Below are 17,109 nucleotides of genomic sequence, written 5' to 3' on the forward strand. Positions count from 1 at the left end.
CAATTATGTTTGATTACGAAATCTTACGACTTATTTGGTGGATACTAATTGGTGTATTACTGGTTGGTTTCGCCGTAACGGATGGCTTTGACTTAGGTGTGGGTGCCTTGGTTACAGTAATCGGTAAAAACGATACAGAGCGTCGAGTGATGATTAATACTATCGCTCCACACTGGGATGGTAACCAAGTTTGGTTAATTACTGCTGGTGGTGCTTTATTTGCAGCTTGGCCATTAGTGTACGCAACATCATTCTCTGGCTTCTACTTTGCAATGATTGTAGCGTTAGCCGCTCTATGGCTACGCCCACTTGGTTTGGATTACCGCTCTAAAATTGAAGATCCTAGATGGCGTAAAGCTTGGGATGGCGCAATTTGTGCGAGTGGCGTGATCCCACCAGTTATCTTTGGTGTCGCTTTTGGTAACTTGTTGCAAGGCGTGCCTTTCCAACTGAGTGACTTCATGATGCCAACTTACCATGGTTCATTCTTTGGTTTATTGAATCCATTTGCTTTACTTTGCGGTGTTATTAGCTTGTCTATGTTCTTGCTGCAAGGCGCGACATGGTTACAGATGAAAACCGTTGATGAAGTACATACGCGTTCACGTACTATTGCTCAGGTAATGGGTCTTGTGATTGCAGTTGCATTTGTAGCAGCAGGTTTTTGGATTCAAAGCATTGATGGTTATGTGATTGTTAGTGCGCTAGATCATGCCGCTCCGTCTAACCCAATCAACAAAGAAGTGGTTAGAGAAGCGGGTGCTTGGATGGCGAACTTTGAAAAATACCCATTAATGTGGATTGCACCAGCGCTTGGCGTAGTCATGCCGTTGATTGCAGTCATCGCGTCTCGCTTTGAGAAAGGTGCCATTGCCTTTATCGCATCAAGCTTAACGAATGCTGGTGTTGTATTTACGGCTGGTTTAGCAATGTTCCCATTTGTTATGCCATCAAGCCTAGTTCCTAGCCACAGCTTAACGATGTGGGATGCGACTTCAAGTGAACTGACATTAAACCTGATGACAGGTGTTGCGTTCGTGATGGTGCCAATCATTTTGGCATACACAACTTGGACTTATTACAAAATGTTTGGTCGTCTTGATAAGAAATTTATCGAAGACAACAGTACATCGGCTTATTAAGGAGCATTACTATGTGGTATTTCGCATGGATCCTAGGTGTGTTACTGGCATGTGCCTTTGGGATCATCAATGCTCTTTGGTTAGAGCACTCAGAAATGATGGATAAAGACAGTGAGTAATCTCACAGAGCAAGTGACCCGCTTACATGCGCCCATGAATAAAACTGTGCTAAGAGCATTAGCATTGATTTTGGGCTTCATGCATGTAGGTTTGGTTATGTGGGATCCTGATACATACGGGCAAAGCATTGGTGGTTTTAACGCAATCATCAGTCCGTTACTCATTTGGGCAATATGCTCAAGTATGATTTTTGGGATTGGTTTTAAACCAAGAGCTTGGTATTGGCAGTTATTGTTTAGCCCTTACTTCTCTCTATCCATATTGCTCTATTTAACAGTGATTCGTTTGGCATCGTGATATTACATGCTGGAACAATGAGTTGAATGTTTTTTATTCGAATAGAGGCTATCTTAATCAGATGGCCTCTATTTTTTTATACTCAATTCAAAAAAAGCTGTGACTTTTATACTAATCAGTAATTGATGGGTTATAGTATTTGCTTACTTAAGCTAACGATGGTTTTAATTTAATCAATATGGCAGAAACATTTAACTGGCCAGTGACGATTTACTATGAAGACACCGATGCTGGTGGTGTGGTTTATCATTCAAACTATCTGAAATTCTTTGAACGCGCACGAACTGAGATGCTGCGAGCAAAAGGAATTAGTCAGCAAGTATTATTGGAACAAAACATCGGCTTTGTAGTCCGACATATCGATATAGATTTCTTACAAGGAGCCAAGTTAGATGACAAGCTTACTGTTGTCTCTTATTTAACTGAAATGAAACGAGCTTCATTGATCTTCTGTCAAGAGATCGTCAATCCTGATGGCGACATATTGTGTAAAGCCATAGTTAAGGTAGCATGTATCGATAATATGAAAATGAAACCCAAGGCGATGCCTAAATCAATTATTTTGGAGTTTACCGACAGTGAATGCTGATATTTCTATTCTCGATCTCTTTTTGCAAGCTAGCATCCTAGTTAAGATCGTAATGTTAATTTTAATGGGAATGTCTGTCGCTTCCTGGGCGATGATCATTAAACGTAGCAAAGTACTTGCTGCTGCCGCGAAAAATACCGAAACCTTTGAAGATAAATTTTGGTCGGGTGCGGACTTATCCCAGCTATATCAAGACGTAAAAAAGCGTAAGGATGATATTACGGGGACGGAAGAGATTTTTTATTCAGGTTTTACCGAGTTTGCTCGGTTACGTAAGAGTAATGCAGCCTCTCCTGACTTTATTATGGAAGGGACAGGCCGAGCCATGCGCGTCTCTGTTGCACGTGAAGTCGATGAACTTGAAACTAATTTACCTTTTCTTGCTACGGTAGGTTCGATTAGTCCTTACATTGGTCTATTTGGAACCGTTTGGGGGATCATGCATGCCTTTATCGCCCTTGGTGAAGTTAAACAGGCAACTCTTGCGATGGTTGCTCCGGGTATTGCAGAAGCTCTAGTTGCAACCGCAATGGGCTTATTTGCCGCTATCCCTGCGGTAATGGCTTACAACAGATTAAGTAACAAAGTCAGTAAGTTAGAACATAACTACGCGACATTCTCTGAAGAGTTTCATAGCATTCTTCACCGTCAAGCAATGGCGGGAAGGGAGTAATTGATGGCGGGTTATCAACGCAAAAAGCGTAAAATGACTGCTGAGATTAATGTTGTTCCTTATATTGATGTCATGTTAGTCCTGCTCATCATTTTTATGGTGACATCCCCTTTTGTTACACAAGGGGTTGATGTAGAGCTACCAACTGCCTCAAGTGCGAAATCAGCACCTGAGTTATTAGGTGATAAAGCGTCAAGTTTCATTATTGTCGAAATAGACAAAGAGGGTAATTTGGGCTTAAGCGTTAATAATGAAGATGTGCAGCGAGGCTTGTCATTAACGGACGTTATTGTACGCGTGAAAGCTGAATTATCGATAAACCCTGAGTCACCTGTTGCTGTTGGTGGGGACGCTGCGACGCCATACTCTGACGTTGTATTAGTCCTTGATGAATTAAGCCAAGCGGGTGTGCCTAAAGTTGGGTTATTAACGGACATAAAGGGATAAGTTTCCGTATTAGCATGAAAGAAAACAATAAAAAAAATAACAGTCGAGGTAGCTACGGCGGACCAGTGGCCATTTCTTTAGGCTTACATGCCATATTGGTTGTGGGTCTGCTGTGGGGAACAGATTTTACCATGTCGAAACCTGAAGTTTCAGGACAGATGGTTCAGGCTGTAGTTATCGATCCGCAACTCGTGCGTAAGCAAGCTCGTGAAATTAGAAAGCAACGCGAAAGTGCGGCTAACAAAGAACAAGATAGACTTGAAAAATTAAGACGCGAAAGCGAACGCCTAGAGAAAAATCGAAAAGCAGAAGAAGAGTCGATACGTAAACTCAAAGAACAACAAGCTCGTGAAGCTAAAGCGACACGCGCAGCGGAGAAAAAACGCAAAGCGGAAGAAGAGCGTGTTAAGAAAGAGCAGCAAAAGGCAAAAAAAGCGGAAGAAGCTCGTAAGCTGAAAGAGATAGAACTCAAGAAAGCAGAGCAAAAACGCGTAGCGAAACAAGCCGCGATTGCACAGGCTGAGAAAGAACGAGTAGCAAAAGAGGCCGCCATTGCCAGAGCGGAAAAACAACGTATAGAGAAAGAGAAAGCCGCAGAAGCTGCGAAAGAAAAAGCGCGACGAGCAAAAGAAGCAGCAAAAAAAGCGGAAGCGGATCGTATTGCAAAAGAGAAAGCGGCAAAGAAAGCAGCAGACTTGGCTAAGAAAGAGCAAGCTCGATTAAAGCAGTTGGAAAAAGAACGCAAGCAGCAAGAAGAGGCGATGAACAATATCTTTTCTGGCCTTGAAGATGAAGCGTCACAAAATAATTCTGCAAAGCAGCAGTTCATCACTTCTGAAACTGATCGTTACGGTGCAATTTACACTCAATTGATCCAACAAAATTTGTTACTAGAAGACAGCTATAAAGGAAAGTCTTGTAAAGTCAACTTAAGACTAATCCCAACGGGTGCTGATGCTATGTTGAGTAATTTGTCGATTATTGGTGGTGATACTAGGTTATGCGCAGCAACTAAAAGAGCCGTAGCTCAAGTTCGTTCTTTTCCATTGCCAAAAGATTTGAGTGTAGTGGAAAAGCTTAAAAATATTAATTTAACCGTAGTACCAGAGTAAAAGGAATAACTTGTGTTTAAACGACTGATCATTGGGTGCCTGTTGGTTATTTCGAGTAGTGTTCAACTTGCGAATGCCGCTCTAGAATTGGTGATTACGGACGGAATAAATTCTGCGCGACCAATTGCGATCGTTCCTTTTAAATGGGACGGTACGAAACCATTACCACACGATGTGTCTGCCATTGTGGCTTCAGATTTACAACGTAGTGGTAAATTTAGTCCGATAAAAATCAGCAAAATGCCTCAAACTCCCTACAACGAGGGTGAGGTCGATTTTGATGCTTGGACAAGTTTAGGCGTTGATTCACTGCTTACCGGTTCTGTTACTCAAAATGCAGAGGGCAAATTTGTCATCAATTACCAATTAGTTGATGTGGTTCGTGGGCAGTTAACTCAAGGACAAAGCAAAGCTCTGAGTACTGATGGACAGCTTGTATTGTCAAAAGACCATGTCCTATTTAGCAAAAGAGCGGTCATTGATGGCAAGAGAATGCGTGAATATGCTCACCGTATTTCTGATTTAGTTTATGAAGAGTTAACGGGTGAGAGAGGCGCATTTCTAACTCGTATCTCTTATGTCGTCGTGAATGATAAAGATAAATACCCCTACCAATTACGCGTAGCCGATTACGATGGTTACGATGAAAAACTTGTGTTGCGTTCTAAGCAGCCGTTAATGTCTCCCGCTTGGTCTCCTGATGGTCGACAGCTTGCGTATGTAAGTTTTCAAAATGGACAAGCTGAAGTTTTCATCATGGACATTTATACCGGAAAGACGGAAAAAGTAACGTCATACCCTCGACACAATGGTGCGCCAAAATTTTCACCTGATGGCAAGACATTGGCTATTGTCTTATCTAAAACGGGCAGCTTGCAAGTTTATACATTGGATTTAGCAACACGTAAATTGACTCAAATAACGAGCGGTAGATCAAATAATACAGAACCGTTTTGGCATCCTGATGGAAAATCCTTAGTTTTCACATCGGATCGGGGTGGTAAACCTCAGATTTATAGAGTAAATTTGGCAAATGGTTCGACTAACCGTTTGACTTGGCAAGGTAGCCAGAATTTAGGCGGCCAAATAACGCCAGATGGACGATTCCTCATTATGGTGAATCGCAGTAATTCTGGTTTCAATTTGGCAAAACAAGATTTGGAGACTGGTGCCGTTCAAGTGTTAACCAAAACACTCTTGGATGAATCACCAAGTATTGCCCCAAATGGCGGAATGGTCATTTATAGCTCCATTTATAACAAGACCAATGTATTATCCATGGTTTCTATAGATGGTCGATTCAAAGCTAGATTACCGGCAACAAATGGACGTGTAAGAGCGCCCTCATGGTCCCCGTTTTTGTAGCGACTCAGTTTGATAAAGTAAGGAAATAAAAAATGCAACTAAACAAAGTTCTTAAAGGGTTACTTATTGCTCTTCCTGTATTAGCAGTAACAGCATGTAGCTCAAGCGATGATGCAACTTCAACATCTGGCACTGAGACTAACCAATCTACAGCGGGTTCTTCAAATGGTGTGGATACAACAGTTGTTTCTCCAATCGGTGAGAACGCAGCACTTTCTGAGCAAGAGCTAAAAGAACAAGCTCTTCGTGAAACTCAAACTATCTACTTTGCATTTGATAACTCAACAATTGCTGGTGATTACGAAGATATGTTAGCTGCTCATGCCGCTTACTTAAGCAAAAACGCATCACTACAAGTGACTATTGAAGGCCATGCTGATGAGCGTGGTACTCCTGAGTACAACATCGCACTTGGTGAACGCCGTGCCGCAGCTGTTGGTAAATACCTTCAAGCTCTAGGTGTTCAAGCTGACCAAATTAGTATTGTAAGCTACGGTGAAGAGAAGCCACTTCTTCTTGGCCAGTCTGCTGACGTATACGCTAAGAACCGCCGCGCAGTTCTAGTATACTAATCGAGGAATTGCCTCATGTTCAGTAACACTAAGCGTGCTGTTACGCTTACGTTACTGGCAAGTGCAGCGAACTTTGCGTTCGCTGCACCAGCTCCAGTATCTGACCTAAACAGTACCTCTTCGAATTCTGCTACGTCTTCTAGTATTTCTGCGTCAAATTCATCTGAAACTGATATCCAACGTTTGGAACGCTTGCTGAAAAATCGCAATCGAGTTCAACTGCAAATGCAACAACAAATGGATGGAATGTTACTTGAGATCAGTGAATTAAGAGGCGAACTAGAACGAAACAGCTACGATATGAAACAGATGTTAGAACGCCAGCGCGAACTATTCATTGAGTTAGATCGTATCCGTGGTGAAGTGAAAAATAGCTCTGTCCAAGCGCCGAAAGTGGATGCTAAAGACAGCACCGTAACAGGTGGAACTTTCAGCTCTGATGTTGATGAGCAAACCGCGTACCAGAATGCGGTTGACTTGATCCTAAAGCAACGAGACTACACCGGTGCAATTACTGCATTTAAGCAGTTCCAAGTCGATTTCCCTGACTCTGCCTTTGCTTCTAATGCACATTATTGGCTAGGCCAATTGTACTTTGCGAAGAAGCAAGATAAAGACGCAGTGAAAAGTTTTGCAGCCGTGGTTTCTTACAAAGAGTCAAGTAAGCGAGCGGATGCATTAGTTAAGTTGGGAGATATTTCAGCGAGAAATAATAACTCCGACCAAGCGAAAAAGTACTATCAGCAAGTCATTAGTGAATATCCTGGAAGTGCTTCAGCTAAAGTGGCTGCTACGCATTTATAGGTTTGCTACCCATATACAAAACAAGGTTGCTGAGGCAGCCTTTTTTGTTTTTGAATCCTTTTTGATTCAAAACCTAGTCAAGGTTATACTATTTGGATTATTGGAAGTTGCTAGAGCAAAACAATGAGCCACATACTGGACACCATCGACACTGTATACCCTTTCCCTCCGAAACCGATGCCGCTTACTCTTGAAGAGAAGCAGTTGCATATTTCGAGAATTAAAACGCTTCTCAAAGAAAAAGACGCGGTTTTAATTGCCCACTATTATACCGATCCTGAAATTCAGGCACTAGCGGAAGAAACTGGCGGTTTTGTCGGTGATTCTCTTGAAATGGCCAAGTTCGGTAATCGTCATTCGGCAAGTACATTGATCATTGCTGGTGTTCGTTTTATGGGTGAGTCTGCAAAAATATTGACCCCAGAAAAACGAATCCTCATGCCAACCTTAGAAGCAGAATGCTCACTAGATTTAGGTTGCCCAGCAGACAAGTTTACAGAATTCTGTGACGCTCACCCCGATCATATCGTTGTTGTCTATGCGAATACTTCTGCTGCTGTGAAAGCGAGAGCGGACTGGGTAGTTACATCCAGCATCGCATTAGAAATTGTTGAGCATTTAGACGCGGAAGATAAACCAATTATTTGGGGGCCTGATCGTCACTTAGGCTCTTACATCGCGAATCAAACCGGCGCCGACATGCTGTTATGGCAAGGTGAGTGTGTGGTTCACGACGAGTTTTCTGCTAAAGCATTGAAGGATATGAAAGCGGTCTACCCTGAAGCTGCCATTCTTGTTCACCCTGAATCTCCAGCTAGCGTGGTTGAGCTTGCAGATGCTGTGGGTTCTACAAGCCAACTGATAAAGGCGGCGAAAGAGCTTCCTCAACAAAAAATGATCGTGGCGACGGATAAAGGTATCTTTTTCAAGATGCAGCAACTTGTGCCAGAGAAAGAGCTAATTGAAGCGCCAACTGCAGGTGCAGGTGCAACATGTCGTAGCTGTGCTCATTGTCCGTGGATGGCAATGAATGGATTGAAAGCGATTGAGCAGGCACTGACAGAAGGCGGTGAGCAGCATGAGATCTTCGTAAGTGAAGAACTTAGAGTGAAATCGTTGATTCCATTAAATCGTATGCTGGATTTTGCAGAACAGCTTAATTTAAAAGTGAAGGGCAACGCATAGCGCGGACGCTTTTTATACTATATTTATATAAAGCCAGCTTTAATGCTGGCTTTTTTGTGGGCGAGAAAACGTGATATTGAAAATCCTATATAACGTTGATTAATCAAAAGTTTTAACGCATGATGAATGTTAACAAGTGTATTAATAAGGTAGGCAGTAGATGATGATTTGGTTGCAGTTCAAACGTTGGGCTCATGCTAACCTGTTTGAACTCAATGGACGAAACTTGTTGATTGCCTTTGTCGTTTATCTAGGCGTGAGCTGGTGTTTGTTAAGAGTGACAGGAGAAAGCGCATTAACCGCTTCTTTTACTGACTTCATTTATTATTTAGCCGTGACGGCTTCAACGGTTGGCTATGGCGATATGTCACCGGAAACCAATGCTGGAAAGTGGGCTGTGATGCTGTTTGTTATTCCAGGTGGCTTAACATTATTTGCGGCATTACTTGGGCAATTTGCTAGCGTTGGTATTGAGTATTGGCGCGCTGGTCTATTAGGGAAAAGAAAAATGAATGTTGAAAACCATATTTTATTGCTGGGCTGGAATGGGCAGCGAACCATTCACTTAATAAGAATGCTTCAACATGAAGAGACAGGACGCAGACCCATCGTACTATGCAGTCGCTCAGATATCGAAAATCCGTTACCAGGTGAGATTGGGTTTGTAAAAGTAACGAGCTACACAGATAGCCAAGAGATGGAGAATGCGCAGATAGCAGAAGCAAGCTGTATCTTAATTGACAACCCCGAAGATGATATTACGCTTTCAGCTGCACTGTACTGCTCAAACATCAACCCTACCGCGCATTTACTTGTCTACTTCAAAGACGAAGCATTAAGCCGCTTATTGCACCAACATTGTCCTAATTCGGAATGTATTCCTGCGATCGACACTGAAATGTTAGCAAAAGCGGCCGTTGATCCGGGTTCAAGTGCACTGCATCAAGAGTTATTAAGTTCAACAAGAGGAATGACACAGTACTCAACTATCTTTCCTATGGACAAAGATGAAACACTGATTGAGCCTATTTTTCATATGTTCAAATCCGAGCATCAGGCAACACTGATTGCAATAGATGCAGGCGAGGGGATTGAACTTAACCCTGAGTTAAAAACGGTAGTTAAACCTGGGACGAAGATTTTTTATATTGCTGATGAAAGGCTTGAGCACTTTGATTGGAATAAGCTCAATTAGATATAAATGAAAGCTTCTGTCGATGAATAATAAACAAAGGCCAATGAATACTGGCCTTTGTTTATTCTAATAACGGTATGTTTACTTTAATGAGATCGTTTTATCGAGCTTATTGATTCTCAGCTAATGCAACGCCTTTTTGGGTTAGACCGCATAGCATAATTGGCATCGCATTAAATATCTCTTCAAACTGCTCAAGTCCTTCAATGCCTTGTTCTTTTAAGGCCGTGATTGATGTCTCTGGATCGTAAAGCATACTTAAAGAGAGCAGCACTCCACCGAGTAAGGCGTTATCTTCGCTCTCTTCTGGCATTAACGTCTCCCAGTCATCACGACTAAGTTGCCAGCCTTGAAGGACGCCTTCACAAAAATCTCGTGTGGCTTCATTCACAATCTCTTCTTCATCAAGCTGGCAAATGGTAGGCCAAACCCATTCACCTTCAAGAAGTGCAGGGCGGAAGCTATTCCATAGTTCAATGACTCTTTCAACGTAAGTTTCTAGCTGCTCACCATCAGAAAAAGGAGCGGTTTCTTCCCCCCCCCATAGAAACGAAAGCCATTCGTGCGGTGTTAAGACGTTCGGAGCGGCTGCCATTGCCGTCACGAATCCATATGTTTTCGCTTCATTAATTAATTTATCTTCGAGTTCTGGTAAAGACAGAATTTCTTGTAATGTCAAAATAGAATACCGTATCAGTTAAGAGGGTGTAGAATGAAGTGGCTATCTTACCAAGCAATAGCAAAGGGAAAAAGACTTGATGTGCTGAGTTAATCACTATAAATTTTAATGAATAATTGAAAAGTATCGAAGAAATATGGATATACGTTCGTCACTTAAGAAAAAAAGCATCATAGCACTGGGTCTTTACCTTTGCTTTTTCATTGCAATTATTGGCAGCGTAACCTACTGGGTGGTAGAGCCGCCAGTAAGGGATAAACTTGTCCGCAATTTAGACTTGCGCTCAGAATTACTTTCCGCACAAATCAATGAACCACTCAATAGCTCTTTAGGGGTTCTATTCTCAATAGTCGGCATTGTGCAAACTGATCAAACCCAAGAAAAGCTCGACGAGGTTTTTCGGTCCATCTTTTTATTAAGCGATAACATTGTAGTGAGTGGTGGCATTTGGCCGCAGCCTTACAGCATTGATCGCAACACCCCTTATTCAAGCTTGTTTTACAACAGAAACAATACTGGTGAGATCGATCAGATAGTCTCTTGGAATAACCCAGAAGCGGCAGGTTATCATAAGGAGTCATGGTACACCGAAGTGGCTGGACGACCAGAAAAAACTATCTCGTGGTCTGATGTATATATCGATCCCTATACACACATACAAATGATCACCGCGTCTACGCCTTACTACTTAAACGGGCAATTTGCAGGCGTCGCAACCGTTGATTTGTCTTTGGCTGGTTTGATTGATTTTGTCAAAAAGCATGCTGAACAGTACGATCTTGGCGTGGTGTTGCGTGATAATTATGGAAAAGTATTAACCGAACACAATTTTCAGGTTGTCGATAATATATACATCAGTCGCTATACATTCGGTGCTTTTGATTGGCAAATTGAAGTGGTTAACTCTAAACGATTAGTGTCCGATGAAGTATTCGAGCAAGTGATGAATATCGAATTAGGTATCGTGCCATTACTGCTTATTTGTGTCATGGCTGGCTATTATCTTCTTAATCGGTATTTAATTAATCCAATAACCGTCATCGCCAGAAAAGTGGACGAATCGAAGCAGGGTGGGATCATTGAAATTGCTTACTCGAGCAGGGATGAAATACGGCACTTGGTTGACGCTTTTAATGAGAAAACGGTTTATTTAGAAGAAGAGAAAATCAAAGCCCAAGCATCGACTGAAGCTAAATCCCTGTTTTTGGCAACCTTATCTCATGAAATCCGCACGCCAATGAATGGGGTGCTAGGAACGGCTCAAATTCTACTTAAAACTGAGCTTACAGAGGCTCAAGAAAAATATTTAAGAACTCTTTATGACTCTGGTGAACACATGATGACGCTACTCAATGAGATTTTAGATTTTTCTAAAATTGAACAAGGTCATCTTGAACTAGATCGAAGCGGATTCCCAATCGACTCAATTGTCGGCAGCATTAATAGTGTCTATCACACATTATGCACTGAAAAAGGGCTTCAATTTAAAGTCTACTCTGAGATTCCTGCTGGACGTTGGTATTACTCGGATAAAGCGCGTTTACGGCAAATATTATTTAACCTTCTTAATAACGCGGTGAAGTTTACGTCTCGTGGTTTTGTTGAGGTGTATTTAAAAGAATATGAAGAAGATGGAAGCGAGTTTTTATCGATAAGAGTTAAAGATACAGGGATCGGAATCTCGAAAGAGGCGCAGAAACGAATCTTTAATCCATTCGAACAAGCTGAATCCAGTACAACACGTCGTTTTGGCGGAACAGGGCTTGGCCTTACGATTGTTAAACGGATCGCGGAGCTTATGGGCGGTGGGGTATCGGTTATTAGTGAGGAAGAAATCGGTACTAGCTTTGAAGTGAAAGTGAAGATTGCTTCATGTAAACCAGGCTCAAAACAAACCCAGCTACAACGGAAGTTAAATTACTCAGGGCTGAGAGTATTGATTGTGGAAGATAATCGTACTAATACCATCATTATTGAAACCTTCATGAAAAATAAAGGGTTTGAATGCGTATGTGTTGGAAACGGAGAAGAAGCTCTTCAAATCGTTGCGGAGCAGAAGTTTGATTTAATTTTGATGGATAATCATATGCCAGTGATGGATGGTGTTGAGTCGATCTCTGGTATTCGATCACTTAGCCCCCCTACGGGCACGGTTCTGATCTTTGGATGTACAGCTGACGTGTTTCGTGAAACTCGTGAGAGGATGCTAGGGGTTGGCGCTGATTATATTATTGCAAAACCGATAGATGAACGTGAACTGGATGACGCGTTGTATCGTTACGCTAGAAAATTATATCAGTATCAAACTGAGTCAACAGCCGTCAAAAATGTAGAAGAACTTCTTGTTCAGTTCTTTATTGAGCTTGAAAATTTGAATATTTCTCAAGCAAGCGCGACATTGGATCAGCTTAAACATTTATGCTCAAGGCCAATATCTCCCGATCTTGCCATTTTGCTTCAAAACATAGAGTCATCATTGCAACTTAATGCCGTACCGAAGCAAAGTGATCTCGACCAGTTAACCTTACTTCTTATAAATAACTAAAATGTAATTTACTTACTGATAATACTCGCCATTTGACTAGTTATTGAGCAGTTGTCCAAAAAGCAGTGTTATAAGCTGCTTTTATTATCTTAATTAGTTATTAATTTACCCTCTCGTTCTTACTTTGATGTTTATCACTGCAAAATATGTGTTTTAATAGCGCAAATAACTGGCTGGTAATTTAAAGCTGGTTTTATATTGCGGTTTAATTGTGATTTAGTAGTGATAAGTGTTGGGGTATGATAATGAAGGCTAATGGGTCATTCTGTTTTCGTAATGCGGCAGCAGATACGTTTGCAATGGTTGTATTTTGTTTTATTTCGGGAATGATTGTCGAAGTGTTCATCTCAGGAATGAGCTTTGAACAATCTTTGGCATCTCGTGTTCTATCTATTCCCGTAAATATCGCGATTGCTTGGCCTTATGGAGTATTTCGAGATTGGTTCATACGCAGTGGTTATAAAGTATCAACATCAAAACTAATGAAGAATGTTTCTGATCTATTAGCATATGTCCTTTTCCAGTCACCAGTATATGCAGGCATTCTGCTTGCAGTTGGGGCATCGACCGATCAAATTATTACAGCAGTTTCAAGTAATGCCGTCATCTCTTGTGGTATGGGGGTGCTATATGGCTACTTTTTAGATATGTGCCGTAAGTGGTTTAAAGTTCCTGGCTATTACCAAACGGCTTAACTTGCTTGCTTTGGTTTTATTTTGATCTAATTAGCTACTTAGTGAACAAACAAACGCGTAATATGACTTTTTTCGCCAATTTCACTTGACCGAAATGAGTTAAATCATTAAATTAACGCCTCGTTGACCAAGCAGTTAACGAAATACGGTGAGTTGTCCGAGTGGCTGAAGGAGCACGCCTGGAAAGTGTGTGTACGGCAACGTACCGAGAGTTCGAATCTCTCACTCACCGCCACATTTTTGAAGAAAGACGTCTTAGGGCGTCTTTTTTTATGCCGGTAAGGAAATGCAAACCTGTCTCCAGTAACACCTCTTATACTCATCCGCTTGGTATTATCATAGCGAGCTGCTGATAGCATGCTGTGTGAGATCTGATGAAAGCATACCTAAGTCAGAGTATTAGGCTTAAATACTGGCTGAGCAAACTGATATCAGATATTGTTACTACTGATTGGCAATAATCTATCTTCATAAAAATAAACAAGAATCTGGATACCAGGGCAAGGAATCACGGTATGAAAAGTGTCTTTAGTGCGGCTATTAAACGTTTTAAGTTGGCTCACCGTTCAATTCGAATCGGTACTTATATTGTGGCGGCCTATGCTTCTTATGCACTGTTAATAGGTTTAGCTTTACCTGCTGCCATAGAGTCTCAATTACCAAAACAGCTTCACCAATTTATCGGGCGTGATGTTAGCGTTCAAGATATTAAAGTGAATCCTTTTCTACTGAGGATTGAAGTTAATGACTTCATGATCGCAGAGAGTGATGGAATCAATCGCTTTGTTCATTTTAAGCAGTTAAAAACACAGTTTAATTTTTGGCAAAGTATTATCACCTTAACGCCGACATTAGAGTATTTTTCTCTAATAGAGCCTCAAGTTCAACTGACGAGATTAAGCCAAAGTAGCGCGTCGACAAGGTTTAACTTTACAGACATTATTGAGCATATTGCGGCTTTACCTCAAAAGACCTCCTCCGAAATCAAGCAGGAAGAATCAAATCAGACTGTTGAAAAAGTGTTTCCCTTTAAAGCGCTGACAATCAACTTATCGAATGCTGCCATCGACATTCACGATAGACAAACAGGCGTAACGCTTGGCTATCAGGACATTAACCTTGAGCTAAACGAACTTGATACTCAGGCCCAAGTCTTTGACGCTCCGCAGAAGAGTGCAGCTGCAACGTCTCTACCGACAAACCAATTTGTTCTAGAGCTGTCTGGAAGCGATAAGAGTCGTATTGAATCTAACGGGCAGTTTCAACTTCAGCCGCTACTCGCAAAAGGCAACATCGGGGTATCTGCGATCCAGTTACCACCCTTATGGCCGCTAAGTGAAAATATCATCAGCGCTAATTTGAGTCGTGGTGCCATTAACTTCAACTCACATTTCTCTGTGAGTGAATTGCAAGAACAAATCAATATTCAGCTTAATCAAGGGCGATTTTCTATCGATGATTTAGCGTTTGAGTATGATGGTAAGCCCAAAGTGAAATTGGATGAACTGGCACTTGATGGTATTAAAATAAGTACTGCTGATAAACAGGTAGATCTTGAAGAATTATCGGTTACAGGTTTATGGGGGGATGCAGCATTAAATAGTAAGGGGTTAGATTTACCTCGTTATTTCACCCCAACTAACCGAGAGCAAAAACAGGTGGATGTCATTACGTCTGAACCTTCAGAAAGTGATACTTCTCAAGATGCGGCATGGCGAGTGAATCTGGAAAAATTTGCACTTATACAAGCAGATTTGAACCTCGAAGATCGTTTTGTGAGTGACAATATGCACTGGCGAATCTTTCCATTAGATTTTGAAACGGGTGCGTTAAATAGTGATTTAACCGATCCTATTCATTATAAACTTGACTTAGCAATAGGCTCAGAGTTTAACAAGGCGCCGACCAAAGCTCGTGGTCAATACAGCGTGGAAGGCTTGGCAGACTTAATGAATAAAGAGTTTGCTGCGCAAATGAAACTTGTATCGCTGGATCTGACACAGTTTCAACGTTACATCGCTCCGCATCTCAACCTTATTGTGGATAACGGTACGCTCAGTACACAAGGCTCCTTGAGTGCCAACAGTAAAGGTAAAGCTATTTTTCAAGGGCAAAGCTCAATAGATAACTTAGTCATAAAAGATGTGCTTGAAAAAGAACCTCTGCTTAAGTGGGAGAGTATGTCGCTGGAAGCGTTGCATTTTGACCAGCAGAAAAAACGGTTGAAAATCGATACTATTTTATTCAACAAACCGTATGCTAAAGTTCTTGTAACGAAAGATCGATTGACTAATATTGGTCAAATAACGAAAAAACAAGAGAGCGTAGAAGCAGAAAGTAAGAAAACAGAAGCTCAAAAAACAGAAGGAAAAAAAGCGTCCTCAGTAACGTCCTCTCAATCGGATGAACCACAGGTTGTAGCCTCTACTTCTAAGGAAAAACAAGGTAGTGATAAAAATACCTTGTCGCTTGATATTGATAAAATTGCGTTTATAAATGGCTCTGCCTTTTTTGCCGATTACTCATTGGTTCCGAACTTCGCTTCAGGAATTGAAATGCTAGAAGGCAGTATTCAGCATATTTCATCCAATCCTCAAACTCGTGCGAAAGTGGATATCAAAGGCAAAATTGATAAATACGCACCGGTCACCATCCTTGGAGAAGTAAACCCTCTGGCACAGCCTCCTTATCTAGATTTGGATTTCAAATTAGAGAGTGCTGAATTGACATCGGTAAGTCCATATTCTGGGCTTTATGCGGGGTATTACATTGATAAAGGTCAGTTATCTATAGATATCAATTACCGTCTAGAAAACAATATCTTGGAAGGCGAAAATAACGTTGTTGTGGATCAATTGACGCTAGGTAAACGTAGTGAATCTGATCTTGCGACGAGTCTACCTGTCACGCTTGCGATTGGGTTGTTGAAAGATACGGATGGCGTTATTGATCTTGGTTTTGGAGTCTCTGGTGATGTCAATAGCCCTGACTTTAGCTTCGGCGGTGCAATTTTAACCGTCTTGGAAAACCTGATCACGAAAGCGGTTACCGCTCCATTTTCATTATTAGCGGATATGGTTGGCAGTGATGAAGAGCTCGATTATGTCGAATTTGAACCGGGAACTTCAGAGCTGAATGAGGCTGGTGAACAGAAAATTGTTTTACTCGCAAAAGCACTCAATGCAAGGCCGAATCTAAACCTTAGCGTTGAAGGCTCCGTCTCTATTAAAGACGATTCGGCTAAAATAGCAGAAGACGAGTTACAGCAGAAACTATTAAAGAAAAGTGGTCTTGCTAGGCTTCCTGAAGATTTAAGTGCGAGCCGTATTCCAGATACTGGGCCGCTGAAAGAAGCACTAGAAGTGTTAGCCGTTGAAGAGTTAAAAATAGATCTTGCTCAAGAGCGTCTAACTTTACAGGAAAAAGTCGCAGAGCCAGAACAAATATCTAAAGCGCTTTCCATTAGTTTATACAACCAACTGCTTTCGGCACAAGACGTCTCGTACCAAGAGTTAGGTGAATTGGCTCAGGAGCGAGCAAAAGCAATCAAAACGTCGCTATTGGTTAATAAAGTGCAAGCAAACCGCGTATTCATCATGGATAGCAAAACAAAACTTAAAACTGAAGAGCATAAAGCGCTGCTCACGATTGACTCAAACTAATTAGGGTCAACATTAATAGAATGCTCC

16 protein-coding genes and 1 tRNA gene are annotated in these 17,109 nt (G+C 41.5%); 16 read left to right on the forward strand and 1 reads right to left on the reverse strand.

All coding sequences use genetic code 11. From position 1 onward, the window contains the following. The first annotated feature begins 5 nt into the window (after window positions 1-5). The 12 genes from cydB (at window position 6) to FCV43_RS01070 (ending at window position 9,501) form a co-directional block, all read left to right on the forward strand. The gene (gene cydB / locus FCV43_RS01015) at window positions 6-1,142 is read left to right on the forward strand and encodes a cytochrome d ubiquinol oxidase subunit II (protein WP_017051973.1); all 1,137 of its coding nucleotides are present in this window, start codon (window positions 6-8) and stop codon (window positions 1,140-1,142) included. 11 nt (window positions 1,143-1,153) lie between these two features. Continuing rightward, window positions 1,154-1,261, forward strand: a complete 108-nt coding sequence (gene cydX / locus FCV43_RS01020) for a cytochrome bd-I oxidase subunit CydX (protein ID WP_000270284.1) — start codon at window positions 1,154-1,156, stop codon at window positions 1,259-1,261. Next, window positions 1,254-1,559 carry a cyd operon protein YbgE gene (gene ybgE / locus FCV43_RS01025; protein WP_136993758.1) on the forward strand — a complete coding sequence of 102 codons (306 nt, stop codon included), beginning with the start codon at window positions 1,254-1,256 and terminating at the stop codon, window positions 1,557-1,559. The genes cydX and ybgE overlap by 8 nt, the downstream gene beginning before the upstream one ends. 178 nt (window positions 1,560-1,737) lie before the next feature. Next, a complete protein-coding gene (gene ybgC / locus FCV43_RS01030; RefSeq protein WP_113797461.1) occupies window positions 1,738-2,148 on the forward strand; it encodes a tol-pal system-associated acyl-CoA thioesterase in 411 nt (136 codons plus the stop codon). After that, window positions 2,138-2,821: a protein TolQ gene (gene tolQ, locus FCV43_RS01035; protein ID WP_017051976.1), complete on the forward strand. Its 684-nt coding sequence runs from the start codon at window positions 2,138-2,140 to the stop codon at window positions 2,819-2,821. The genes ybgC and tolQ overlap by 11 nt, the downstream gene beginning before the upstream one ends. A 3-nt stretch (window positions 2,822-2,824) precedes the next feature. Then, on the forward strand, window positions 2,825-3,268 hold the full coding sequence (locus FCV43_RS01040) for an ExbD/TolR family protein (protein WP_017051977.1): 444 nt from the start codon (window positions 2,825-2,827) through the stop codon (window positions 3,266-3,268). 14 nt (window positions 3,269-3,282) lie between these two features. After that, on the forward strand, window positions 3,283-4,380 hold the full coding sequence (tolA, locus tag FCV43_RS01045; protein ID WP_136993759.1) for a cell envelope integrity protein TolA: 1,098 nt from the start codon (window positions 3,283-3,285) through the stop codon (window positions 4,378-4,380). 12 nt (window positions 4,381-4,392) lie between these two features. Continuing rightward, window positions 4,393-5,745: a Tol-Pal system beta propeller repeat protein TolB gene (gene tolB / locus FCV43_RS01050; RefSeq protein WP_136993760.1), complete on the forward strand. Its 1,353-nt coding sequence runs from the start codon at window positions 4,393-4,395 to the stop codon at window positions 5,743-5,745. 32 nt (window positions 5,746-5,777) lie between these two features. Continuing rightward, window positions 5,778-6,317 carry a peptidoglycan-associated lipoprotein Pal gene (gene pal / locus FCV43_RS01055; protein WP_136993761.1) on the forward strand — a complete coding sequence of 180 codons (540 nt, stop codon included), beginning with the start codon at window positions 5,778-5,780 and terminating at the stop codon, window positions 6,315-6,317. A gap of 15 nt (window positions 6,318-6,332) precedes the next feature. Next, window positions 6,333-7,121, forward strand: coding sequence for a tol-pal system protein YbgF (gene ybgF / locus FCV43_RS01060; RefSeq protein WP_136993762.1), 789 nt, complete (start codon window positions 6,333-6,335; stop codon window positions 7,119-7,121). Window positions 7,122-7,244: 123 nt separating this feature from the next. After that, complete coding sequence (gene nadA, locus FCV43_RS01065; RefSeq protein ID WP_017051982.1) at window positions 7,245-8,306, forward strand: quinolinate synthase NadA; 1,062 nt, start codon at window positions 7,245-7,247, stop codon at window positions 8,304-8,306. A gap of 160 nt (window positions 8,307-8,466) precedes the next feature. Beyond that, window positions 8,467-9,501 carry a potassium channel protein gene (locus FCV43_RS01070; protein ID WP_136993763.1) on the forward strand — a complete coding sequence of 345 codons (1,035 nt, stop codon included), beginning with the start codon at window positions 8,467-8,469 and terminating at the stop codon, window positions 9,499-9,501. A 109-nt stretch (window positions 9,502-9,610) separates the two neighbouring features. Here the strand turns inward: FCV43_RS01070 and FCV43_RS01075 are convergent, their stop codons facing one another. Continuing rightward, entirely contained in the window at window positions 9,611-10,180 is a 570-nt protein-coding gene (locus FCV43_RS01075; protein ID WP_136993764.1) for a UPF0149 family protein, read from the reverse strand. Window positions 10,181-10,316: 136 nt separating this feature from the next. Between FCV43_RS01075 and FCV43_RS01080 the strand changes: the two genes are divergently transcribed. The 4 genes from FCV43_RS01080 (at window position 10,317) to FCV43_RS01095 (ending at window position 17,082) form a co-directional block, all read left to right on the forward strand. After that, a complete protein-coding gene (locus FCV43_RS01080) occupies window positions 10,317-12,725 on the forward strand; it encodes a hybrid sensor histidine kinase/response regulator (RefSeq protein ID WP_136993765.1) in 2,409 nt (802 codons plus the stop codon). Between the two features lie 245 nt (window positions 12,726-12,970). After that, complete coding sequence (locus FCV43_RS01085) at window positions 12,971-13,420, forward strand: L-alanine exporter AlaE (protein ID WP_017051986.1); 450 nt, start codon at window positions 12,971-12,973, stop codon at window positions 13,418-13,420. 147 nt (window positions 13,421-13,567) lie between these two features. Further along, window positions 13,568-13,655, forward strand: a tRNA-Ser gene (locus tag FCV43_RS01090). A gap of 280 nt (window positions 13,656-13,935) precedes the next feature. After that, window positions 13,936-17,082 (forward strand): DUF748 domain-containing protein, encoded by a 3,147-nt coding sequence (locus FCV43_RS01095; RefSeq protein WP_136993766.1) that lies wholly within the window; start codon window positions 13,936-13,938, stop codon window positions 17,080-17,082. Window positions 17,083-17,109 lie beyond the last annotated feature (27 nt).

The sequence above is a fragment of the Vibrio genomosp. F6 genome, from assembly GCF_005146325.1.
Classification (GTDB): Bacteria; Pseudomonadota; Gammaproteobacteria; order Enterobacterales; family Vibrionaceae; genus Vibrio; species Vibrio cortegadensis.